The following is a 22,432-nucleotide window of genomic DNA, read 5'->3' as shown; positions in this document are numbered from 1 at the left end:
GCAAGAGAAAATCACCACGAATACACTGGAATACCCGGGGGAAGTGGGCTCAGCTCGATCGAGCAAGTACTGCATCCACGAGTCGTCCGGCGCCGCCGTCGGACTGGGTGAGGAACAGGCTGGGCTCGGTGAGCTCGAGCTCGATCAGGATCGGGGCGCCGTCCGCGGCGGTGACGAGGTCGACTCGCGCATAGAGCGGGGCAGCGTCCAGTCCGAGCAGTGACACCGTGGTCTCCAGCACGTGGTCGGAGACGGCGCGCTGGGCGGCGGTCGGCGTGCGAGGAGTGATCTCCTCGCGGCTGTCCCGGTCCTGGCGGACGCCCTCGCCGCGCAGCAGCAGCGGCCCCTTGCGGATTGCGTGCGAGAACTCTCCGCCGAGGTACAGCATCGCCGTCTCGCCCTCCTCGTCGACCGAGGAGATGTAGGCCTGGGTCATCGAGGTGCGCCCGGCTGCCACGAGCTCTGCGCTGTGCGTCCAGACCTCCTCGGGTGTGCTCCACCGGGCGGTGTCCTTGGAGCCGGCCGAGATCGTCGGCTTGACGACCCACTCGTCGTGGTCGCCGATGTCGTCACCGGGGGCGACGTCCCAGCGTGTCTCGATGATCGGCACGCCGGCGTCCTGCAGCTGACGCAGGTAGACCTTGTCGGTGTTCCAGGTCAGGATCTCGTGCGAGTTGTGCAGGTGGGGGACCGTCGCAGCCCAGGCGAGGAACTCCTCGCGTCGGGCGATGTAGTCCCAGCACGAGCGGACGACCACGGCGTCATACGAGGCCCAGTCGACCGAGGGGTCGTCCCAGACGACGATCTCGCCGACCGTGCCGCGCTCGGCGGCTGCCGCCACGAGCAGCGGCAGGTCGGGGTCGTGCGGTCGGTAGGTGGAGCTGGTCACAAAGGCGAGGGTCACGGCCCCATCCTGTCATCCACTTTTTGTCTTAACTGCATGCATATGCTTCATTCATGACCCAGGACCCGACCGTGCGCGCAGCCGTCATCGTCGACCTGGTGGGATCGCGCCGCCACACCGACCGCGCGTGGGTGCACGCCCGGATGATGGAGGCCCTGCAGCAGGTCAACCAGGAGGTCGACTTCGACCAGCCGCTCGAGCCGACGCTGGGCGATGAGTCCCAGGCGCGATACCTGTCGGTCGAGTCCGCACTGCGGGCGACGCTCGCGCTGCGCCTGGCGCTGCCCGAGGAGCTGGACTGTCGTGCCGGCATCGGCGTCGGTGAGGTCGAGGATCTCGGTCGGACGCCCTACGGGCCGTTGCAGGACGGACCGGCGTGGTGGGCGGCGCGTGACGCGATCGTCGAGGCCAAGAGTCGTGAGAGCGTCCGCGACCGCACGCTGCGCACCTGGTACCAGGTCTCCGAGCGCCTGGTCGGCCCTTCGCGTGACGAGTACCCGCCGGCGGAGCTCGTCAACGCCTTCCTGCTGACGCGCGATGAGATCGTGACCCAGATGTCGGGCCGATCCAGGCGTCTCCTGCGGCACCTTCTCGCCGGGGCGTCACAGGTCGAGATGGCCGTGGCCGAGGGCATCTCGACGTCCGCGGTGTCGCAGAACCTGCGCCGCAGCGGGGCCTTCGCGGTGCAGAGCTCGCAGGACCAGCTCGCCTCGTGGTTCGGCGGCCGGTAGCGAGGTCACTGGCCGAGGAGGGCCGCCAGCAGGAACAGGGGCGCGGACAGGCCGGCCAGCGACATGGCCAGCCGGACGTACCAGTATTTCTTCGCCACGATCTTGGACAGCTCGAACAGCTGGTGCCGGGTCCGGTCCTCGAGGCTGGGGGGATGGCGGTCGAGGACGGCGTCGAGCGAGCGCTGGCTCTCGAATGCGGCAGCGTGTCCCCAGTAGAAGATGTCCTTGGTCTTGTCCGGGACGGTGAACCGTGGCCAGACCGCGAGCGCCGCGGCAGCGACGGACGAGGACGCGAGCGCAGCGGCCACCCACCAGAGGAAGGCGCCGACGCCGTCGAGGTCGCGCGGGCTCCAGTCGCGGGCCAGGAGGCCGCCGAGCAGTGCGCCGAACCCGATGCCCAGCACGGCCAGGACCATGGACGCCTTGTGGTCCGCCGCGCCGACCTCGTTGCGAGCCTCGGCCAGGATGGCCAGCTCGACGTCGGGTGCCGGTGTTCGGGCCATGGGTCCTCCGTGACGATGGTGGACGTCACGGTATCAAGCGCCGGTGACACGGCGCCGATCCGCGAGTGAGAATTGATCTCGTTGTATCAATGTTCTGTGATTGATCTTGACAAATCAACGATAGAACGTTGATTATCAATCATGTTCGCACTCACGATCGACCAGCGCCGCAGCCGTCAGAGCGCCGACGCGGTGCCCGGCCTCCTGGCCGACCTCAACCGGTACCCGCTGGTGAGGGAGTTCGAGCGGACGGCCGGAGACGAGGTCCAGGGCCTGTGCGACGATCCGGCGGTCGTCGTCGACATGGTCTGCTCGGTGGTCGCGACGCAGCAGTGGTGGATCGGGATCGGCCTGGGCGCCGTCGACGAGCCGATCCCGCCTTCGGTCCGTGCCAGCCGCGGGCCGGCGTTGATCGCGGCCCGGGCGGCGGTCGAGCGCTCCAGCTCGTCCCCGGTCGGCCTCGCGGTCGAGGGAAAGGGGGCTCGCCACGCCGAGACTGCGCTGCACGCGCTGGCACGGGTCATCACCGACCGGACCGAGGCGGGTGCGGAGGCGGTGGCCGCGATGGCAGCGGGCGGGACGCAGAAGGCGGTGGCTCGCCGGCTCGGCATCTCGCCCCAGGCGTTCAGTCGCCGGCTGCAGGTGGCCCGGTGGTCCGAGGAGCAGCGGCTGCGGGACCTCGCGATCCATCTGCTCGCGCCGTCCGAATCCGGAGTCCGCTCACCGGAGGCGCGGGCTGAGCCGTAATCTTGCTCTCATGCCCCCCGAGAACGAGATCGACATCAAGCCCCGCAGCCGCACCGTCACCGATGGCCTCGAGGCCACCGCGTCGCGAGGGATGCTTCGAGCGGTCGGCATGGGCGACGAGGACTGGGTCAAGCCCCAGATCGGTGTCGCCTCCAGCTGGAACGAGATCACCCCGTGCAACCTGCCGCTCGACCGGCTCGCGAAGCGCGCCAAGGAAGGCGTGCACGCCGGCGGAGGGTACCCGCTGGAGTTCGGCACGATCTCGGTGTCCGACGGCATCTCGATGGGCCACGAGGGCATGCACTTCTCCCTGGTCAGCCGTGAGGTCATCGCCGACTCGGTCGAGACCGTCATGATGGCCGAGCGCCTCGACGGCTCCGTGCTGCTGGCCGGCTGCGACAAGAGCCTGCCCGGCATGCTGATGGCTGCCGCGCGTCTCGACCTGGCCAGCGTCTTCGTCTACGCCGGCTCGATCATGCCCGGCAACGTCGACGGCAAGGACGTCACGATCATCGACGCCTTCGAGGCCGTCGGTGCCTGCCTGGCCGGACGCATGTCGCGCGAGCAGGTCGACAAGATCGAGCGGGCCATCTGCCCGGGCGAAGGCGCGTGCGGCGGCATGTACACCGCCAACACGATGGCCTCGGCCGCCGAGGCTCTGGGCATGAGCCTGCCGGGCTCGTCCGCCCCGCCGGCAATCGACAGCCGCCGCGACGAGTACGCGATCAAGTCCGGTGAGGCCGTCGTCGAGCTGCTCCGCAAGGGCATCACGGCTCGCGACATCCTGACCAAGCAGGCGTTCGAGAACGCCATCACGGTCGTCATGGCCCTCGGTGGCTCGACCAACGCGGTCCTGCACCTGCTGGCGATCGCCCGCGAGGCCGAGGTCGACCTGACCCTCGAGGACTTCAGCCGCATCGGCGACAAGGTCCCGCACCTGGGCGACCTCAAGCCCTTCGGCCGCTACGTCATGAACGATGTCGACAAGGTCGGCGGCATCCCCGTCATCATGAAGGCGCTGCTCGATGCGGGCCTCATGCACGGCGACTGCCTGACCGTCACCGGCAAGACGATGGCCGAGAACCTGGCCCACATCGAGCTCAAGCTCGACGGCGACGTCATCCGCCCGATCGACAAGCCGATCCACAAGACCGGCGGCCTGACGATCCTGCACGGCACGCTCGCCCCCGAAGGCGCGGTCGTTAAGAGCGCCGGCTTCGACTCGGACGTCTTCACCGGCACCGCCCGCGTGTTCGACGGCGAGCGCAAGGCGATGGACGCTCTCGAGGCCGGCACGATCGTGGCCGGTGACGTCGTCGTCATCCGCTACGAGGGCCCCAAGGGCGGCCCCGGCATGCGCGAGATGCTGGCCATCACCGGCGCCATCAAGGGCGCAGGCCTGGGCAAGGACGTCCTGCTGATGACCGACGGACGCTTCTCCGGCGGCACGACGGGCCTGTGCGTCGGCCACGTCGCGCCCGAGGCGGTCGACGGTGGACCCATCGCCTTCGTCAAGGACGGCGACCAGATCACCCTCGACGTCGCCAACAAGCGTCTTGACGTCGCGGTCGACGCCGACGAGCTCGAGGCCCGCAAGGTCGGCTGGGAGCCGCTGCCCCCGAAGTACACGACGGGCGTCCTCGCGAAGTACCGCAAGCTGGTCAGCTCGGCTGCCCACGGCGCGATCACCGGCTGATCACAGGCGGTGCGCGTCCGGCTTCGGCTGGACGCGTACCGACCCACCCGGCAGGATGTCGACAGCGTGTTGCAGCTGACAACCACTTCCGGGGGAACACATGGCAGACCTGTCGGTCGACGTGCAGTCGTTCCACGTCAAGAGCTGACACCGGTGGCTGGGTCATTCCTGGCGATCGTCGCCGCCGCGCTGGTCGAGGACGGGCAGTCGATCGTCTCTCACCATCCCGCCGGGGACGGGCACGGCAATCCCGCCGAGTGGAGGATGTCGGCACCGCTGGATCGCGGTCGCGTCGAGGCGCAGTTCGAGCTCGGGTCACTCGCGTGGTGGTACGTGGGGCCCGCCGGCGGCTGGGTCCTGGTCGACGACATCACGGATGCCACGCTGCACGGCACGGGTGAGGCGGCGCCGTATGACGGGGCCCGTCCTGCCACATCGCCTCGGCGCCGGATCGGGTACCTCGCTCATCGACCCGATCTTCAGCGCCAGTGGGCTACACCTGCCGTCGACGAGGAGCTCGCCGTGCTGGACGGACGTCCGCTGGCGGTGCGCGGCCCCAACCAGACCTACGGCGTACTGGTGGACGGGTCGCCGCAGATCGTGCTCGACCGGTTACGCGAGGTCGTGTCAGCGTTGGCACGATCGGCTGATCTGCCGCCGTGGTTCGTGGCTGCCTGCGTGCCCCCGAGCGAGGTGGTGCGGCGAGGCGAGGACGCGCGCTGGACGGTGGAGACCTGGCTGCAGGCGATGGCGCCCGGCGAGCGCACCTGGTGGCTGGCCGAGACGTCCGTCGGTGACGGACACCTGCGACTGACCGTTCTGAGGTCCGACATCGGCGCGCGCACGTCGTCGCTGACCTGGTTGTTGCGCGCCGCCGGAGCAGGCGACCTCACGCAGGCTCCTGCGCCCGCCACCGAGCCGCTCGTGCTGACGGTGCTGCCGGCGTCGCAGCATCGCGACCCCGATGACGCCCTCGCCCTGGCCGCCCATGACCTGTTGGGGTTGCCCGACCCCGTGGTCCTGGACCCGAAGGACTACGGGGGCGGCATCCACTGGGAGCACCAGCTCGAGGTCCCGGTCGATGGTGCAGCACTCGAGCGTGGCCTCGCCGCGGGCAGCACCCTCAAGCATGGCGTCGGCCCCGCGCGGACGTGGCTCACCAACGGATGGAGCTCGGTCGTCGGCCCGCTGCCGGGGCACGGCCCGGGCGGAGCAACCAAGCAGCCGTGGTGGCGACGGTGGTGAGCTGGTGGCGCCCGCGGGCGAGGCGTCGCGCTGCCGGTACGGACGTGGGACCCACGCTGACCGTCGCGGACGTCCGCGAGGCCATTGCGGCGTCCGACGAGCCGTATCGGCGCGTGTGGATCGGCGAGGAGAACGGCCGGCTGCCGGGTGACGACAACGTCTCCGTCCTGGTGAGACGGCTGGACGGCACCTGGCTCACGTCCTACTTCGAGCGCGGCAGCTATCAAAACCCGGTCGTCTTCAAGAGCGAGGACGAAGCGTGCCGCGACTTTCTCGAGATGATCGGCCAGCTGTCTCCTGCGGTCATCCGTGCGTTCTTCCGGCGCTGGCACAGCGTCTACTTCTTGATGCCGGACGGCTGGCTCGGCCGGCCCTACGACGAGTGGTACGAACTCGAGACCGTGGCCGACGACGGGGTCGAGCTCACGATCATCTTCGACGGAGGCGTCCGCCTCACCGTGCCGCGCACTGCTACGGTGCGCGACCTGGGAAAGCACCTGCTGATCACAGACTTCGAGAGCGCAATCCTCAGTGGAAGCAGGTTCGGCACCCGGCGGTATCGTCCAGGGGTGATCGAGCTCATGGTTGTCAGCATGAACGTCCTACCCGTCGGCCATCTCGGCTCGCGATGAGCAGCGTGTTCGCGACCAAGTGGGACTTCCTGTTCGCGACCGTCCTCATCGGCGTCGACCGCACGACCGGTGTCTTCTCCGGCAGTGAGCCGACGCCCGGCCAGCAGATGGTGGCCGTGTGGACCAGCGAGGAGATCGCGACCGAGGCGCTGCACGTCGAGTCGTGGGAGCTCAAGCAGATCAAGGTCCGGGAGCTGCTCGCGCTGCTCCCGGACGGCGTCGGCGTTGTCGTCGACCCCGAGCGGTCGACGGGGATGACGGCACCGGCGGCCTATGTCGCCCAGCTCAAGCGGTACGTCGCGCCCTTCCCGCCCCGCTCGCAGGTGCGCGTCGCCGCTTGGGAGCTCGACGAGGCCGTGCGCAACGCGGTGGTCGACGCGGCAACGGGCACCGGCAGCGTCCAGGAGGTTCATGCCTTCAGCTACACGGTGGACGACAGCCCGCTGCTGGGCTGCATCGCCTACGTCGCCGAGGCCGGCGACGCCGACGAAGTGGGCTCTGCCCTCGACTCAGCCCTGAGCGCGTCGACGAGCCTGGAGGCGCTGGGAGTGGCGACCGTCACGATCACGGGGATGGGTGGCGTGCCCGAGGAGGTGCGGGCCGCGCTGGGGGATGCGCACGTGCTGCACCGCAGGCGTCAGTCCCGGTTCTGGCGGCGCTAACCCGCACTGTGGCGGTGCCGGGCGGTCAGGGAGAATGGGACCTATGTCCTCTCATCCCCGTGCAAAGTTCGACCACGATGAGCTGGCGACCGCTCTGAAGGTCCTGGGTGAGGCCCAGTACCTCGAGGAGGACGACGAGGCGTACGTCGCGCTGCGTCGGGCCTGCGGCAAGTTCTACAAGGACGTCAAGAAGCAGCGCCGGCTCGCCAAGCGGGCCGAGGTCGCCGCGGCCGACCGCGCCGTGGTCGCCACCACCGCCACCGGGTCGCCCACGCGCATCGACGACGAGACCGAAGGCATCCCGCTGGTCTCGAACGCCGCCGGTGCCACTGCGGGCACCTTGCTCGTCCCGCGTCCCTGCTACATCTGCAAGCAGAAGTACACCGTCGTCGACGCGTTCTACCACCAGCTCTGCCCCGAGTGCGCCGCGTTGAACCGCGCCAAGCGGGACGCCCGCACCGATCTGACCGGCAAGCGTGCGCTGCTGACCGGCGGCCGCGCCAAGATCGGCATGTACATCGCGCTGCGGCTGCTGCGCGACGGTGCGCACACCACGATCACCACCCGCTTCCCGCACGACGCCGTGCGGCGCTTCACCGCGATGCCCGACAGCGCCGACTGGATCCACCGTCTGCGCATCGTCGGCATCGACCTGCGCGATCCCGCCCAGGTCGTCGGCCTGGCCGACTCCGTCGCCGAGCAGGGGCCGCTCGACATCCTGATCAACAACGCCGCCCAGACCGTGCGGCGCACGCCCGGCGCGTACGCGCCGTTGGCCGAGGCGGAGAACGCACCGCTGCCCGAGGGGCCGCTGCCCGAGCTGCTGACCTTCGGCCACACCAGCGACGCGCACCCGGCGGCGCTCGTGGGCTCGGTCGCGTCGCACCCCGTGATGGCCGGCGACTCCCACACCGCCGAGGAGCTGACCTCGATGGCGCTGATGGCCGGCTCCGCGGATCTGTCGCGCATCGACGCCGGCGGGCTCGTGCCCGACACCGTCGACGTCAACAGCTGGACGCAGCGCGTGCACGAGGTCGATGCCCTGGAGCTGCTCGAGGTCCAGCTGTGCAACACCACCGCGCCGTTCATCCTGGTCAGCCGGCTGCGGCCGTCGATGGCCGCTTCGGAGGCCCGGCGCACCTACGTCGTCAACGTCTCGGCGATGGAGGGCCAGTTCAGCCGGCGCTACAAGGGTCCCGGGCACCCGCACACCAACATGGCCAAGGCCGCCCTCAACATGCTCACCCGCACGAGCGCGGGGGAGATGCTGGAGGAGGACGGCATCCTCATGACCGCCGTCGACACCGGGTGGATCACCGACGAGCGTCCGCACCCGACCAAGGTCCGCCTCGCCGAGGAGGGCTTCAAGGCGCCGCTGGACCTGGTGGACGGCGCCGCGCGCGTCTACGATCCGATCGTGCGAGGTGAAGCAGGCGAGGACGTCCACGGCGTGTTCCTCAAGGACTACGAGGCGTCGCCGTGGTGACGTCGCGCGATCTGCTGCACCGCCAGTGGACGGACCTGCGGGCCTGGATCGAGAACTCCGGCCTGCTGGACCACCGCACCGAACCGAGCGTCCTCGAGGCGTGGAACGTCCACGAGCTCGTGACGCACCTGGGCCGCTCGTTCCTGGCCCTCACGGTGCTCGGCCCCGAGCCCGGCGCACGCACCGAGACCCTGGGTTCGTACATAGCGGCGTACAGCGCCTCGGCACAGGAGATCGCCGACGGCACGATCCAGCTCGCGCGGTCGTTCGAGAGCGATCTGCTCGGCGGCATCGACAACTGTGCGAGGCTCGGCTTCTCGACCCTGGATGCACTGCACACCGATGTCGTCCGGGGCCCGCGCGGCACCATCGGGCTGGACGACTTCGTGATGACGCGGCTGCTGGAGCTCGTCGTCCACGGTGACGACCTCGGCCGGTCGGTGCCGACCGTCCCCGCGCCGCCGCTGCTCGACGAGGCGGTCGACGCGGTGGCCGGTGCCCTGGCGCAGGCCTACGCAGAGGTGGCCGGCTCGCCGCCGCAGACGGGGGAGCGGCTCACCTGGATCCGCCAGGCCACGGGGCGCGAGCCGAGCGACGACGCCGCGCTGCCGCTGCTCTGACACCGGACATGCGAACGGCCCGGGGAGCGATGCTCCACCGGGCCGTTCCTTGATGCGCGGGGTACTACTGCGCAGGAGTCTCCGTGGCGTCCGGAGCGGGCGTCTTGGTGGTGACGCACTTGGCGAACTCGTCGCTGAGGCCGGTGAGGGCCTTCTCGTCGTCCTTGCTGCCCTTGTAGTCGTCATCGCTCTCGACGATCGCCTTCAGCGTCTTGTCGGAGACGTCCGAGTCGACCAGGACGCCCGCGACACAGTCGGCGGACTCCTCGGGGATCGCGGTGCCGAAGACGCTGTCCTCGCTCGTGATGGCGGTCTTCACCTCGGCCTTGGTGGGACGGTTGTCGTCGCTTCCGCCGCACGCGGATGTGAGGGCCAGTGCTGCGACGAGGAACGCCGCGCTCATGGTCTTCTTCATGTGAGTTCCCCTAAGTTAGGCGCCTGCCTCTGTGCGGCAGGTCCCTTCCATTGCATCCCATGAGGCGGGGTCCGGGCCAACCGGGGGGTCGTCGGGACAGGACATGTCCACATGTTGGTACGCCTTGTCTCGCGACTTGATATTTCCCTGCGCCCGGTTCATGCTGAGGGCATGCACGCTCCCCTCCTCGTAGTACGTCAGTGACGCGATAGCCTTCATTCGGCTCCGCGTCTCCCTCGATAGCACCCAGTGAACGTCTGGGGCCGGGGGATTTTTTTATGCGATCGAACCAGGTCGCAACCGGCCTACGATGAAACGAACAGTTAGGTATCAAGACTCATGACAGAGCAGATCTCCGAGCAGCTGACCGGGGCCCAGAGCCTCGTTCGAGCGCTGGAGCACGCTGGCGTGGACACCATCTTCGGTATCCCGGGCGGCGCCATCCTTCCGGCCTACGACCCGCTCTTCGACTCCGAGCAGATCCGACACATCCTGGTCCGGCACGAGCAGGGAGCAGGACACGCCGCGCAGGGCTACGCGATGGTCACCGGTAAGGTCGGCGTCTGCATGGCGACATCCGGCCCTGGCGCGACCAACCTGGTCACCGCGATCGCCGACGCGTTCATGGACTCGGTCCCGATCGTCGCGATCACCGGCCAGGTGGCGACCCACCTCATCGGCACGGACGGTTTCCAAGAGGCTGACATCCGCGGCATCACGATGCCGATCACCAAGCACAGCTACCTGGTCACCGACGCTGCTGACATCCCGCGCGTCATCGCCGAGGCGTTCCACATCGCCGGCACCGGTCGCCCGGGCCCGGTGCTCGTCGACATCGCCAAGGACGCGCTGCAGGCAAAGACGTCCTTCCACTGGCCGAACGAGCTGGCGCTGCCGGGCTACCGGCCGACGACCCGCCCGCACGGCAAGCAGGTGCGTGAGGCCGCTCGGCTGATCGCCGCCGCGGAGCGCCCCGTCCTCTACGTCGGCGGCGGTGTCATCAAGGCCAATGCGGCCGCCGAGCTCAAGATGCTCGCCGAGCTCACGCAGATCCCGGTCGTCACGACCCTCATGGCACGGGGCGCGTTCCCCGACTCCCACGAGCTGCACCTGGGCATGCCGGGCATGCACGGAACGGTCGCGGCCGTCGCCGCGCTGCAGCGCAGCGACCTGCTGATCTCGCTCGGCGCGCGCTTCGACGACCGGGTGACGGGCCAGCTGTCCTCGTTCGCGCCGCTGGCCAAGATCATCCACGCCGACATCGATCCGGCCGAGATCTCCAAGAACCGCATCGCCGACGTCCCGATCGTGGGCGACTGCCGCGAGGTCATCGCCGACCTGATCACCACCCTGCGCAAGCAGGCCGACGAGGACGGCGTCGAGGGCGACTACTCGGCGTGGAAGGAGCAGATGCTCGCGGTCAAGGCCAAGTTCCCGGTCGGCTACGACAAGCCGGCATCGGGCCTGGCCCCGCAGACGGTCATCGAGCGCCTCAGCGCGATCGCCGGACCGGACGCCACCTACGTCGCCGGTGTCGGACAGCACCAGATGTGGGCTGCGCACTACGTCGACTACGAGCGTCCGCGCCAGTGGCTCAACTCCGGCGGCGCCGGCACGATGGGCTACTCGGTCCCCGCAGCGATGGGCGCCCAGGTCGGCCTGCCCGGCAAGGTCGTGTGGGCCATCGACGGTGACGGCTGCTTCCAGATGACCAACCAGGAGCTGGCGACCTGCGCGATCGAGGGCATCCCGATCAAGGTCGCGGTCATCAACAACTCCTCGCTCGGCATGGTCCGCCAGTGGCAGACGCTGCTGTACGAAGGCCGGTACTCCAACACCGACCTCAACACCGGACCGGAGTCGATCGGCGCCCGGCGCATCCCCGACTTCGTCAAGCTCGCGGACGCCTACGGGTGCGTGGGCCTGCGCTGCGACAGCGAGGCTGATCTCGACGCCACGATCGAGAAGGCCATGGCGATCACCGATCGTCCGGTCGTCATCGACTTCGTCGTCGAGCGTGACGCGATGGTGTGGCCCATGGTCCACGGCGGCGCGAGCAACGACGACATCCAGATCGCGCGAGACCTCGCGCCGGAGTGGGACGAGGAAGACATCTGATGACATCGCACACTCTGTCGGTGCTGGTCGAGAACACCCCGGGCGCGCTCGCCCGCGTCTCGAGCCTGTTCATGCGACGCGGCTTCAACATCGACTCGCTGGCCGTCGGTCCCACCGAGATTCCCGAGATCTCGCGTATGACGATCGTGGTGAGCGTCGAGGACCTGCCGCTCGAGCAGGTCACCAAGCAGCTCAACAAGCTGGTCAACGTCCTGAAGATCGTCGAGCTCGAGTCGTCCAGCGCGGTCGAGCGCGAGCTCATGCTGATCAAGGTCAAGACCGACCCCCAGACCCGTGGTCAGGTCCTCGAGACGGTCAATCTGTTCAGGGCTAAGGTGGTCGACGTCGCCACCGACGCCGTGACGATCGAGGCGACCGGCGACGCGGGCAAGCTCACCGCGATGCTGAACGTCCTCGAGCCGTTCGGGATCCGCGAGATCGCCCAGTCCGGACGTGTGGCCATCGGCCGCGGGTCCCGTTCCATCACCGACCGCACCCTGCGCACCGTCCCCGGTACGCAGGTCAGCTGAAAACCCCCCGTAATGAACTCCCGAGGAGATACGTCCGTGGCTGAACTTTTCTATGACGACGACGCCGATCTGAGCATCATCCAGGGCCGCAATGTTGCGGTCATCGGTTACGGCAGCCAGGGGCACGCGCACGCGCTGAACCTGCGCGACTCGGGTGTCGACGTGCGCGTCGGCCTGCTCGAGGGCTCCAAGAGCCGCGCCAAGGCCGAGGCCGAGGGACTGCGCGTCCGCTCCGTGGCCGAGGCGGTGGAGGAGGCCGACGTCATCGTCATCCTCGCCCCCGACCAGGTGCAGCGCCACGTGTACGCCGAGGCCATCGAGCCCAACCTGGTCGACGGCGACGCCCTCGTCTTCGGTCACGGCTTCAACGTCCGCTACGGCTACATCACGCCCCCGAAGGGTGTCGACGTCGTGCTGGTCGCTCCCAAGGCGCCGGGTCACACCGTGCGTCGTGAGTTCGTCGACGGCCGCGGCATCCCCGACATCATCGCCGTCGAGCAGGACGCCAGCGGCAAGGCCTGGGACCTGGCGCTGTCGTACGCGAAGGCCATCGGCGGCACCCGCGCCGGTGTCATCAAGACGACGTTCACCGAGGAGACCGAGACCGATCTGTTCGGCGAGCAGGCCGTGCTGTGCGGCGGCATGTCGCACCTGGTCCAGGCCGGGTTCGAGACGCTCACCGAGGCCGGCTACCAGCCGGAGATCGCCTACTTCGAGGTGCTGCACGAGCTCAAGCTCATCGTCGACCTGATGTGGGAGGGCGGCATCGCCAAGCAGCGGTGGAGCATCTCCGACACCGCCGAGTACGGCGACTACGTCTCCGGACCGCGCATCATCGACGACTCGGTCAAGGAGCGCATGAAGGCCGTGCTCGCCGACATCCAGGACGGCACCTTCGCCAAGCGCTTCATCGACGACCAGGACGACAGCGCGTCTGAGTTCCTGCGTCTGCGCGAGGAGGAGGCCGGACACCCGATCGAGAAGACCGGCAAGATCCTGCGCTCGCACTTCTCGTGGAAGCAGCAGGACGCCGACTACATCGACGGCCAGGCCGCCCGCTAGTCACCAGCACCACCCGTCAGGGGCGTCGCACCGTCAGGTGCGGCGCCCCTTGCGCGTGTCCGCGACCGTCCAGAACCAGAAGGCCGGACCCGCCACGAGGGTCAGCGGGATCGCACCGCCGCTCAGGGCGGCGATCCCGGAGAGCGTCAGCACCCCGATGCCGACGCGGACGTACTCCAGCTCGTGCGCCGTGACGGGGCGGCGGTGGCGCCACTCCCGTGCGAGGACGCCCATCGCGGCCAGCGGCACGAGCGCCATGGCCCAGGCCAGGTACGGGTGCGTGGACTCAGGCAGCACGTGCAGGACCAGGAGCGCGATGACGCCGAAGAAGCCACCCAGGCTGGGCAGCCAGATCCATCGTGGGCACTTGGGCTGGACCACTGGTGCGCGCGTCAATTGAGGTGACCGCCCGGACTGTACTTCCAGACGTCCTTGAGGTCGTTGTACGGCCCGACGCCCGGGTAGTTCACCGCACTGTTGTCGCCCAGCAGGGTGTCGACGATGTCGATGCCGGTGCCGGCCCGGGCCGCGTTCTCGGCGACCTGGGTGGCGCCGCTGTGCAGACCGTCGACGAGACCAGGTCCGAAGCGGGTCGTGATGTCGTCGAGCTCGGAGCGCAGGGCCGCGGCCATCTCGTCACCGCCGGCGCGGAGCCGCTGCAGCGCGGTCGTCACCTCCGGCGCCAGCTCCTTGCCCAGCCACGCGGCCTTCTCCGTCGAGTAGGCCGTGCGGCCGGCGATCCAGCGCGACACCGGATTGGACTTCGTCAGCCACACACCGGGCTTCCGCAGCAGCGAGGCGTCCGCGAAGGCCTGGCGCAGGCCCGCAACAGTCCGTGCCTGCGCGGCCCGGCCTGCCACCGGCGCCACGGCACGCAGGGTCGCGCCGCGCCCGAGCTTGGCCAGGCTCGCCGCGATGCGTCCGGTGCCGAGCGTCAGGATCCCCACCACGTCGAGGGCGAAGTCGGTCCATGAACCGTTGCCCGACGCCGCGAGCGCGAACCTGATCGCGAGGCCGACCAAGGCCAGGGCCCCGACGATCGCCATGACCCAGCCGACCGGGGTGCAGAACAGCGCGATGACCGCGACGACCGTCACGATGATGCTGATGATGTCGGCGATCTTCTTGAGCCATTTGGCATTCGCATCGACCCAGTTCTTGAACTTGTCCCAGCGACCGTCCTTCATGTCGTCGTCGGACGCGTCCTCGATCGCCTCTGCGACCTTCTTGGCCTTCTCGTCATACGTCGACATCGCTTCGTCGAAGGCCCGCTGGGCGGCCGTGAGGTCGCCGGACGCGCCGTCGACCTTGCCCGCGCGGATCTCCTCGGCGTCCTTCTCCGCCTCGGTGGGTGGCGGCGATCCCGGGGCCGCCGGGCCGGGGGACGGGTTGGCGTCCAGCACCTGCTGGGCGGCTTCCGCATCCTGCAGGGCGTTCCAGGTCTGGGTCCGCGCGGTCATGACGGGGGACCACCAGCCGGCGAGCTCCTCGCCGACCTTCTCGAACCGTCCCTGGACGCGGTCCAGGTCGTCGGCGAGATCACCGCACGACTTCTTCAGGCCGTCGGCGTACTCGCCGCGCAAGATCTGGTCGTCCTCGTTGATCTGCCGCAGACGGCGCACCTGGTTGGCGATGGTGTCGGCGATGCCGCTCAGGTGTCTTGCTGCGTCCTGGATCTGCTCCCAGTCGCCGGGCACGGGATCGCTGTCGTGCCCGAGGAGGTGCCACTCACCGGCCCGCTTGCTCATGCGCGCTCCTCGTCGAAGGAGTCGGCGAGGTCCTGGTCGGCCTCGCGGAAGGTCTCCAGCGTGGCGGAGATCTTCTCGCCGCAGTCCTTGATCTTCTCGCTCAGCTTCTTGCGGTTGTAGTCCATGTTGCCCGAGAACTCGTCCATCGCGTCACGGACGCGGGGGTGGCTCCAGACGTCCACGCTTCCGCTCGTGTTGTCCTCGATGCCGTCGAACTCGCTCTTCAAGGTCGAGAGGACACGTTCGCTGTCCTCAAGACGGTAGTAGTCCACCTTCAGATCTGCGTCTGACATGTCGTGCCCCCGTGCTCTCGACGTCATCCAGGATTCGTGTGTGTCGCCGGCTCACGCCGGTGGGACAGCATCGTAGTGCCATCTCCATGTGCTCATGATGGCGTCGAACAGCTCGACCAGCATGTTGAGCTCCCCCTCCGGGCCGACGATCGGTGCCCCGGCCGAGGAGAACGACACCATGATCCAGCTCCGCGCCTGGCCGGGGACGGCGGTGAAGTAGTCGACCCGCACCGAGTCGACCGGCGGCTCCTGCCCCTCTGCGGGCACCGACCGCTCGCGGCGGACCCACACCGTGTCGGCGACCGTCACCGGTGCCGTCGTGGGATCGCGCAGCAGCGACGCCATGACGCCGGGCACCTCGTCGGCGGACATGTTCGCATCCGGGATCACCCGGTTCACCACGAACGACGCTTGCACGGAGTAGCCGTGGATCTGGTCCAGCGGCAGGTAGAGGTCGACCCCGCCGTTGTCGCGGGCCTGGGTGACCTGGCTCATCAGCTCGCGGACGAGCTCACGCTTGCGGGGCCCGATCTCGTCGGGCGACACCGACGCGGGCGTGTGCTTCGCGGCGACGTCGTCGACGATCGCCTGGATCGTCGCCTCGGCAGTGGAGTCCAGACTGATCCGACGCCATGGTGGCGGCACGGCCAGACGGTAGCCGGCGATCGTGGCCTGCTCGGTCATGACTCACCGCCGACCCGCACGCCGAGGGCGAGCTCGTCGACGTCCTCGAGTGCCTCGATCGTGAGGGCGGGGTCGAGGCCACCGAACCGGAACACCGCCACGACTCCGGACGCCTCGAAGTGGCGCACGTACCGGACCCGGCCGGTCACACCGTCCTTCGGGTCCTCCACCCAGTAGACCAGCCGCTGCCACCCCGTGGTGCCGACCGGCTCGCACGACGTCTCGCCCACCGTCGGCACGTCGTCCGGGTCGGCCAGCAGGCTGTCGACGAACTGGTCCGCGAGCGGCTTGTCGGTGGAGAAGTCGATCGACGGGTCGGCGGCGATGTCCTGCAGGTCCGTGCGTGAGTAGAGCTCGAGCGACACCGGGATGGGCGTGTCACCCTGATGCCGCATCCGCAGGAATGTCACGTTGGCCGAGGTCTGCCAGCTCACGAAGGCCTTCAGGACCTGGGAGAGGTACTCGCGGTAGTCGGCCCCGCCCTTGGCGTTCTCCAGGTCGAAGTCGGTCGACACCGCGTGCTGGGCGCCGAGGAGCCACTCGCGTCGGTCCTCGTCCGAGGCCTCGGGCGACGGTCCGCGGAGCCAGATCGCGGGATCAGCGGCGATGTCGACGTCGGGTCGGTCGTCGTCTGTGGTCACGTGTTGCTCCCAGGTGTGCGTGCGTGGTGGCTTGGCGTGGCGCTGGCGACACAGTAGCGACCCCCCGCGGGTGGCCGCACGTCAACGAGGGTCGCACCGGCCCATGTGACAGGGGGACACACCCGCGTCGGCACAGATGTCAGGCGATCATCTCGAGGGTCCTGGACGGCCGCGGTGCGCGGTCGCTCGTCGTGGCCCCGTCCAGGACCTCGTCGTACGCGCGCCTGAGCCGGTGGACCACCTCGGTCATGACGTCGTGCGACTGGATGTACGGCAACCGCAGGTGACGCTCGCCCGCGGTGCCGGCGCGGGAGAAGAACCGGGGGCCGGGCGTCAGCAGCAGCCCGTGGTGGGACGCTGCCGAGGTCAGCCGGGACGACATCCGCTCGGGCAGCGTGACCCACAGGCTCAACCCGCCCGGCGGGCAGGGCGCCTGGATGCCCGGAAGGTGGTGGGCCAGCTCGGCGAGCAGGTGGTCGCGGGCGGCCCGGGAGCGCGCGCGTCCGGCGGCCGCGGTCTGCCCGCCCTCGGTGAGCAGCTCGGACAGCACCAGCTGGTCGAAGGCGGACGAGCCGAGGTCGTCCATCATGCGCGCCTGGACCAATGGCGTGACGAACTCGTGCGGCGCCCGGATCCAGCCGACGCGCAACCCGCCCCAGTACGCCTTGGACGACGAGTCGATCATGATCGCGCGGGGATCGTAGGCGGCGAACCGCGGCGGGAGCTCGATGCCGTCAAGGTTGACCTCACGCAGCGACGAGTCGACGATCGGCACGACATCGTGCCGGCGCAGCTCGCGTGCCCACACGGCCCGCTCGTCATCGCTCATGACCGCCGCGGTCGGGTTGTGGAAGTCGGGGATGAGGTATGCCGCCCGGTGCGGTGACCCGGCGAGCAGGGCCGTCAGCGCCTCGGTGTCCCAGGGGGAGCGGTCGACCGGCAGGGCCGACAGGCGTGCCCCGGCGGCGGTGAACGAGTCGTGGGCATGCGGATAGCTGACGCCCTCGACGACGACCCGCTGACCCGGGGTGATCAGCGACCGGGCCAGCAGTGAGATCGCGCCCATCGCACCGCTGGTCACGATGATCTGGCTCGGATCGGTCGGCAACCCGTCGTCGGTGTACCGCTGCGCCAGCACCTCGCGCAGCATGGGCAGGCCGTCCGGCAGGTAGCCGCTGGTGGACAGCAGGCCGGGCAGCTTGGTGAGGGCCGACTCGAAGGCCCGGGCCAGGCCCGGGGGACCGGCCGGCGCCCCATAGGTCAAGGCGATCGTGCCCGAGTCATCAGGCGTGACGATCAGGCTGCTGGTGCTGGAGGTGGCCAGCGGCAGCCTGACGACGGTGCCCGATCCCTGTCGGGACACCAGGATGCCGGCCTCCCGCAGCTCGGCGTACACCCGGGTCGTGGTCGTGCGGCTGACCCCCAGCGCGGTCGCGAGCTCGCGCTCGGAGGGTAGCCGGCTGCCGTCGGCGACTCGTCCGTCTACGACCAGCAGCCGGATCCGGTCGGCGATCTCGCGGTAGGCCGGGCCGGCATGATCCAGCGGGCCGAGGAGCTCGGCGAGCCGGCGGGCGGAGAGAGTCAGGGCCACGAGGCCACTCTTGCACAAGTGGCTATGGAAACGAATGCCAATTAGGTCCACGCTGGACCCATGATCCTCCTCGTGGCGCTGGGCGTGCCGCTCCTGCTGCTCCTCACGTGGCGCTTGGCACGCCTCGTGGCCACCGACGGGTACGGCACCCTCCCGCCGCCCCGCAGCCACCACGAGGAGCTCGGCACGCGCGTCGACCGGGAGCTGCGCCGGTGATGCGGATGACCGGGCGGCTGGTGCAGCTGGTCACCGGTCTGTTCCTCTACGGGTTCACGATGGCGATGATCCTCGAGTCGACGCTGGGCCTCGATCCGTGGGATGTCCTGCACGAGGGCCTGACCCATCACGTGGGCCTCACCTTCGGACAGGTCGTCATCGCGGTCGGAGCCGTCGTGCTGCTGCTGTGGGTCCCGCTGCGGCAGGTGCCGGGCATCGGGACGGTCCTGAACGTGATCGTCGTGGGTCTGGCGGCCGACGTCGGCATCGCGGTCATCGCGCGTCCCGACGAGCTGTGGCTGCGGATCGCGCTGCTGGTCGGGGGAGTCGTCGGCAATGGCTTCGCGGGCGCCCTCTACATCGGCGCGGCGCTCGGATCGGGTCCGCGCGACGGCCTCTGGCTCGGGCTGGTGCGACGGACCGGCCGTAGCGTCCGCCTCTGGCGCACGGTCGTGGAGGTCACGGTCGTCGTGCTCGGATTCGCCCTCGGCGGCACCGTCGGGGTCGGCACGGTCGTGTACGCCCTGACGATCGGGCCGCTGGTGCAGCTGTTCCTGCGCTGGACCCAGTTCGGGCCGCAGCCGAAGGTCAGCGCCGCGTCGCGATGATGAGCGAGGCGTCGACGTCGATCAGCATCTCGACGGCGGCGAAGCGCTCGTCGGTCAGCCACCGCTCGCGGACGGTGTCGACGCGTCCCTCGACGATGGGTGGCCAGAACGCCGACGGCACGAAGTCGTCCAGCACCACGATGCCGCCGGGCTCGAGCAGGTCGGCGACGACGTCGATGGTCTCCATGACCTCGGGGATGTCGATGAACAGCAGCGAGAACGGTGCGTACTGCTCGAGGGTCGACCAGTCGCCCGCGATGACGTCGACGTTCTGCGTGTCGGCGAAGATCTTCTGCACGTCCTTGGCCAGCACCGGGTCCAGCTCGGCGCTGACGATCCGGGCGTCCTTCGGCGCACCGCTGGACAGCCAGGCCGATCCGACGCCGCATCCGGTGCCCAGCTCGGCCAGGGTCCCGGTCCGGGAGGCGGCCAGGGCGGCCAGCAGCCGGCCGGTCTCGTTGCGGATGGAGGTGATGAACCCTCGCTGTCGGGACAGGTCCAGTGCCCTCGAGACCAGTTCGGGGACTTCCGCGGGTGCACTCACGCCGATCAGTGTTTCACGAACCGAAAGAGGCGGCTGCCGGCGCGGCCGGCGTGCGGCGATGCGACCACTCCGTGAGACACGCACCACAAGTTGGCCCGTCGGGACGTCTGAGCGGGTTAGGCTCACTCCATCATGCGGAAGCAGCTCGTAGTCATCGCTTGCCGCGGCAGGGCCTCTTAGGGCCACACCCTGTCGCGGAGTTTCGGCGTTGGCCCGCCGTTCCGCAGCAGGGCAGGAGCAGATCGATCGTGAACGACACGATCTGATCGCCCACCTCGCACATCCTTGGACGATCTCCGGGCATGTGGCGCGCTGGACGGCGGAATCCGCCGAACCCGTGTCCAACCGTCTATTCATCTGAGGAGAAACATCATGGAACGCAAGCTCATGGAGTGGGGACCGGCGCACCTGCGTGACGAGGCGACCCGGCCCGAGATCGAACCGGCCGACCGGCCCGACGACAACTGAGACCGAGCTCGATCCACATGTCGGGACCGCAGTTTCACATCTTGAGATGTGGATCATAGGATGGACAGCATGACGACCTCTTTCTCGCTCGCAGTCGTGGCCGGTGACGGCATCGGACCCGAGGTGACCGCCCAGGCCCTCAAGGTCCTGGATGTCATCGCCCCCGCCCACGACATCTCGTTCGCCACCACCGAGTACGACCTGGGTGCGCGGCGCTACCACGCGACGGGCGAGGTCCTGCCCGAGACGGTGCTGGAGGAGATCCGTGGGCACGACGCGATCCTGCTGGGCGCGATCGGCGACCCGAGCGTCCCGTCGGGCGTCCTGGAGCGTGGCCTGCTGCTGAAGCTGCGCTTCGCGCTGGACCACTACGTCAACCTGCGGCCGTCCAAGCTGTTCACCGGGGTTCCGACTCCGTTGGGCAACCCCGGTGAGATCGACTTCGTCGTCGTCCGTGAGGGCACCGAGGGTCCGTACGTCGGCAACGGCGGCGCGATCCGGGTGGGGACGCCGCAGGAGCTGGCCACCGAGGTCAGCCTCAACACGGCGTTCGGCGTCGAGCGGGTCGTGCGCGATGCCTTCGCGCGCGCCCAGGCGCGTCCGCGCCGCAAGCTGACGCTCGTGCACAAGAACAACGTCCTCGTGCACGCCGGACACCTGTGGAGCCGCACGGTCAACGCGGTCGCCGAGGAGTTCCCCGAGGTGTCGGTGGACTACCTGCACGTCGACGCCGCGACGATCTTCCTGGTGACCGATCCGGGACGATTCGACGTCATCGTCACCGACAACCTGTTCGGCGACATCCTGACCGACCTGGCCGCCGCCATCACCGGTGGCATCGGCCTGGCCGCGAGCGGCAACGTCAACCCTGACCGCACGGCGCCCAGCATGTTCGAGCCCGTCCACGGCTCGGCGCCCGACATCGCCGGCCAGTCCAAGGCCGACCCGACCGCAGCCGTCCTGTCGGCCGGCCTGCTGCTGGACCACCTCGGTTTCCCCGAGGCCGCCGGGAAGATCACGGCCGCGGTCGAGGCCGACATCGCCGAGCGGGGCGGGGCCCTGCGATCCACCGAGGAGGTGGGGGAGGCTCTCGCGTCACGCGTGGCCGAAGGCGTATCGGTCGCCTAGCGACCCCCACGACCTCCGACCAGAAAGTTGTACCGTGAGCATCATGACCTCCACCCCGTTCGCCGCCACCGTCTCGCGTAACCCCGCTGCGAAGACACCCGAGCAGCGTGACGCGATCCTGGCCGACCCCGGCTTCGGCAACCACTTCACCGACCACATGTTCCTGGCCGAGTGGACGCCGGACACCGGCTGGGCCAATGGCCGCGTCGTGCCATACGGCCCCCTCTCGATCGATCCGGCCACGGCCGTCCTGCACTACGCGCAGGAGATCTTCGAGGGCCTGAAGGCATATGTCCACGCCGACGGCTCGGTGTGGCTGTTCCGTCCCGAGGCGAATGCGGCCCGCCTGCAGCGCTCGGCGCACCGTCTGGCGCTGCCGGAGCTGCCGACCGACTGGTTCCTCGGCTCGGTCACGGCGCTCGTCGACGCTGATCGCGACTGGGTCCCCTCCGGCGGCGAGAAGAGCCTGTACCTGCGCCCGTTCATGTTCGCCTCGGAGGTCTTCCTCGGCGTGCGTCCCTCGCAGCACGTCACGTACTCGGTCATCGCCTCGCCGGCCGGCGCCTACTTCAAGGGCGGCGTGAAGCCGGTCTCGATCTGGCTGTCGTCGCAGTACTCGCGGGCGGGCACCGGCGGCACCGGCGCGGCCAAGTGCGGTGGCAACTACGCCGCCAGCCTGCTTCCCCAGCAGGAGGGCATGGAGCACGGCTGCGAGCAGGTCGTGTTCCTGGACTCCACCGAGCACACCTGGATCGAGGAGCTCGGTGGGATGAATCTGTACTTCGTCCACTCCGACGGCTCGATCGTGACGCCGACGCTGTCCGGCTCGATCCTGGAGGGCATCACCCGCGACAGCATCATCCAGGTCGCGCGCGACCTCGGACACGAGGTCGTCGAGCGTCGGGTCAGCATCCAGGAGTGGCGTGAAGGTGTCGCGGACGGCTCCATCACCGAGGTGTTCGCGTGCGGCACGGCCGCTGTCATCACCCCCGTCGGCACGTTGAAGTGGGACGGCGGCGAGGTGACGTCCGGGGACGGCGAGGCCGGCAAGGTGACCTCCGACATCCGCTCGGCGCTGATCGACATCCAGTACGGGCGCGCCGAGGACCGGCACGGCTGGCTCACGCGCGTCTCGTAGGCCTGCCTTCGGCAGGTGTGAT

At 69.2% G+C, this 22,432-nt stretch carries 25 protein-coding genes; 15 read left to right on the top strand and 10 right to left on the bottom strand.

The features are described from left to right. Nucleotides 1–49 precede the first annotated feature (49 nt). Entirely contained in the window at nucleotides 50–904 is an 855-nt protein-coding gene (locus NQV15_RS12045) for an ATP-grasp domain-containing protein (RefSeq protein WP_232400116.1), read from the bottom strand. Nucleotides 905–957: 53 nt separating this feature from the next. Between NQV15_RS12045 and NQV15_RS12040 the strand changes: the two genes are divergently transcribed. After that, nucleotides 958–1,635 carry a SatD family protein gene (locus NQV15_RS12040; protein ID WP_232400115.1) on the top strand — a complete coding sequence of 226 codons (678 nt, stop codon included), beginning with the start codon at nucleotides 958–960 and terminating at the stop codon, nucleotides 1,633–1,635. Between the two features lie 5 nt (nucleotides 1,636–1,640). Here the strand turns inward: NQV15_RS12040 and NQV15_RS12035 are convergent, their stop codons facing one another. Then, nucleotides 1,641–2,138 carry a Pycsar system effector family protein gene (locus NQV15_RS12035; protein ID WP_232400114.1) on the bottom strand — a complete coding sequence of 166 codons (498 nt, stop codon included), beginning with the start codon at nucleotides 2,136–2,138 and terminating at the stop codon, nucleotides 1,641–1,643. Nucleotides 2,139–2,279: 141 nt separating this feature from the next. On the opposite strand from NQV15_RS12035, the gene NQV15_RS12030 reads away from it, so the two are divergent. The 7 genes from NQV15_RS12030 to NQV15_RS12000 all read left to right on the top strand — a co-directional run bounded on the left by NQV15_RS12030 (nucleotide 2,280) and on the right by NQV15_RS12000 (nucleotide 9,226). Further along, nucleotides 2,280–2,885: a helix-turn-helix domain-containing protein gene (locus tag NQV15_RS12030; RefSeq protein ID WP_232400112.1), complete on the top strand. Its 606-nt coding sequence runs from the start codon at nucleotides 2,280–2,282 to the stop codon at nucleotides 2,883–2,885. A 10-nt stretch (nucleotides 2,886–2,895) separates the two neighbouring features. Beyond that, nucleotides 2,896–4,581, top strand: a complete 1,686-nt coding sequence (gene ilvD, locus NQV15_RS12025; RefSeq protein ID WP_232400111.1) for a dihydroxy-acid dehydratase — start codon at nucleotides 2,896–2,898, stop codon at nucleotides 4,579–4,581. A gap of 153 nt (nucleotides 4,582–4,734) precedes the next feature. Then, nucleotides 4,735–5,826 (top strand): hypothetical protein, encoded by a 1,092-nt coding sequence (locus tag NQV15_RS12020; RefSeq protein WP_232400110.1) that lies wholly within the window; start codon nucleotides 4,735–4,737, stop codon nucleotides 5,824–5,826. 44 nt (nucleotides 5,827–5,870) lie between these two features. Then, nucleotides 5,871–6,458, top strand: a complete 588-nt coding sequence (locus NQV15_RS12015; RefSeq protein WP_232400108.1) for a hypothetical protein — start codon at nucleotides 5,871–5,873, stop codon at nucleotides 6,456–6,458. Beyond that, nucleotides 6,455–7,120 (top strand): hypothetical protein, encoded by a 666-nt coding sequence (locus NQV15_RS12010; protein ID WP_232400106.1) that lies wholly within the window; start codon nucleotides 6,455–6,457, stop codon nucleotides 7,118–7,120. The genes NQV15_RS12015 and NQV15_RS12010 overlap by 4 nt, the downstream gene beginning before the upstream one ends. Nucleotides 7,121–7,163: 43 nt before the next feature. After that, nucleotides 7,164–8,606 carry an SDR family oxidoreductase gene (locus NQV15_RS12005; RefSeq protein WP_232400105.1) on the top strand — a complete coding sequence of 481 codons (1,443 nt, stop codon included), beginning with the start codon at nucleotides 7,164–7,166 and terminating at the stop codon, nucleotides 8,604–8,606. After that, complete coding sequence (locus NQV15_RS12000; protein WP_232400099.1) at nucleotides 8,600–9,226, top strand: maleylpyruvate isomerase N-terminal domain-containing protein; 627 nt, start codon at nucleotides 8,600–8,602, stop codon at nucleotides 9,224–9,226. Before NQV15_RS12005 ends, NQV15_RS12000 begins: the two co-directional genes overlap by 7 nt. A gap of 64 nt (nucleotides 9,227–9,290) precedes the next feature. Here NQV15_RS12000 and NQV15_RS11995 read toward each other — a convergent pair whose 3' ends face one another. Then, nucleotides 9,291–9,641, bottom strand: a complete 351-nt coding sequence (locus tag NQV15_RS11995; protein ID WP_232400098.1) for a hypothetical protein — start codon at nucleotides 9,639–9,641, stop codon at nucleotides 9,291–9,293. Nucleotides 9,642–9,980: 339 nt separating this feature from the next. Here NQV15_RS11995 and NQV15_RS11990 point away from each other — a divergent pair, with 339 nt between their 5' ends. From NQV15_RS11990 to ilvC, 3 genes are read left to right on the top strand one after another with little or no spacing between them, the layout of a single operon-like run. After that, nucleotides 9,981–11,759 carry an acetolactate synthase large subunit gene (locus NQV15_RS11990; RefSeq protein ID WP_232400097.1) on the top strand — a complete coding sequence of 593 codons (1,779 nt, stop codon included), beginning with the start codon at nucleotides 9,981–9,983 and terminating at the stop codon, nucleotides 11,757–11,759. Continuing rightward, nucleotides 11,759–12,289 carry an acetolactate synthase small subunit gene (gene ilvN / locus NQV15_RS11985; protein WP_232400096.1) on the top strand — a complete coding sequence of 177 codons (531 nt, stop codon included), beginning with the start codon at nucleotides 11,759–11,761 and terminating at the stop codon, nucleotides 12,287–12,289. The genes NQV15_RS11990 and ilvN overlap by 1 nt, the downstream gene beginning before the upstream one ends. Nucleotides 12,290–12,325: 36 nt before the next feature. Beyond that, nucleotides 12,326–13,351, top strand: a complete 1,026-nt coding sequence (ilvC, locus tag NQV15_RS11980) for a ketol-acid reductoisomerase (RefSeq protein WP_232400095.1) — start codon at nucleotides 12,326–12,328, stop codon at nucleotides 13,349–13,351. A 33-nt stretch (nucleotides 13,352–13,384) separates the two neighbouring features. Here the strand turns inward: ilvC and NQV15_RS11975 are convergent, their stop codons facing one another. The 6 genes from NQV15_RS11975 to yczR form a co-directional block, all read right to left on the bottom strand. Then, on the bottom strand, nucleotides 13,385–13,732 hold the full coding sequence (locus tag NQV15_RS11975; RefSeq protein WP_232400094.1) for a hypothetical protein: 348 nt from the start codon (nucleotides 13,730–13,732) through the stop codon (nucleotides 13,385–13,387). 11 nt (nucleotides 13,733–13,743) lie between these two features. Then, nucleotides 13,744–15,099, bottom strand: a complete 1,356-nt coding sequence (locus NQV15_RS11970) for a hypothetical protein (RefSeq protein ID WP_232400093.1) — start codon at nucleotides 15,097–15,099, stop codon at nucleotides 13,744–13,746. Further along, nucleotides 15,096–15,392 carry a hypothetical protein gene (locus NQV15_RS11965; RefSeq protein WP_232400092.1) on the bottom strand — a complete coding sequence of 99 codons (297 nt, stop codon included), beginning with the start codon at nucleotides 15,390–15,392 and terminating at the stop codon, nucleotides 15,096–15,098. Before NQV15_RS11965 ends, NQV15_RS11970 begins: the two co-directional genes overlap by 4 nt. 51 nt (nucleotides 15,393–15,443) lie before the next feature. After that, nucleotides 15,444–16,076, bottom strand: a complete 633-nt coding sequence (locus NQV15_RS11960) for a hypothetical protein (protein WP_232400091.1) — start codon at nucleotides 16,074–16,076, stop codon at nucleotides 15,444–15,446. Continuing rightward, on the bottom strand, nucleotides 16,073–16,717 hold the full coding sequence (locus NQV15_RS11955; RefSeq protein ID WP_232400090.1) for a hypothetical protein: 645 nt from the start codon (nucleotides 16,715–16,717) through the stop codon (nucleotides 16,073–16,075). Before NQV15_RS11955 ends, NQV15_RS11960 begins: the two co-directional genes overlap by 4 nt. Before the next feature lie 139 nt (nucleotides 16,718–16,856). Next, nucleotides 16,857–18,308: a MocR-like transcription factor YczR gene (yczR, locus tag NQV15_RS11950; RefSeq protein ID WP_232400089.1), complete on the bottom strand. Its 1,452-nt coding sequence runs from the start codon at nucleotides 18,306–18,308 to the stop codon at nucleotides 16,857–16,859. Between the two features lie 60 nt (nucleotides 18,309–18,368). Between yczR and NQV15_RS11945 the strand changes: the two genes are divergently transcribed. Further along, nucleotides 18,369–18,524, top strand: a complete 156-nt coding sequence (locus tag NQV15_RS11945) for a hypothetical protein (RefSeq protein ID WP_232400088.1) — start codon at nucleotides 18,369–18,371, stop codon at nucleotides 18,522–18,524. A 5-nt stretch (nucleotides 18,525–18,529) separates the two neighbouring features. Next, nucleotides 18,530–19,132, top strand: a complete 603-nt coding sequence (gene yczE / locus NQV15_RS11940; protein WP_232400087.1) for a membrane protein YczE — start codon at nucleotides 18,530–18,532, stop codon at nucleotides 19,130–19,132. On the opposite strand, the gene NQV15_RS11935 is transcribed toward yczE, so the two are convergent. After that, on the bottom strand, nucleotides 19,113–19,676 hold the full coding sequence (locus tag NQV15_RS11935) for an O-methyltransferase (protein WP_232400086.1): 564 nt from the start codon (nucleotides 19,674–19,676) through the stop codon (nucleotides 19,113–19,115). The genes yczE and NQV15_RS11935 overlap by 20 nt on opposite strands. Before the next feature lie 537 nt (nucleotides 19,677–20,213). On the opposite strand from NQV15_RS11935, the gene NQV15_RS11930 reads away from it, so the two are divergent. Beyond that, nucleotides 20,214–21,272, top strand: a complete 1,059-nt coding sequence (locus tag NQV15_RS11930; RefSeq protein ID WP_232400085.1) for a 3-isopropylmalate dehydrogenase — start codon at nucleotides 20,214–20,216, stop codon at nucleotides 21,270–21,272. 43 nt (nucleotides 21,273–21,315) lie between these two features. After that, the gene (locus NQV15_RS11925; protein WP_232400084.1) at nucleotides 21,316–22,410 is read left to right on the top strand and encodes a branched-chain amino acid aminotransferase; all 1,095 of its coding nucleotides are present in this window, start codon (nucleotides 21,316–21,318) and stop codon (nucleotides 22,408–22,410) included. The last annotated feature ends 22 nt before the right edge of the window (nucleotides 22,411–22,432 follow it).

Source organism: Aeromicrobium wangtongii, assembly GCF_024584515.1.
Taxonomy (GTDB): domain Bacteria; phylum Actinomycetota; class Actinomycetes; order Propionibacteriales; family Nocardioidaceae; genus Aeromicrobium; species Aeromicrobium wangtongii.
The sequence above is the reverse complement of the archived record's forward strand: the minus strand, read 5'-3'. Positions and strand labels throughout refer to the sequence as shown.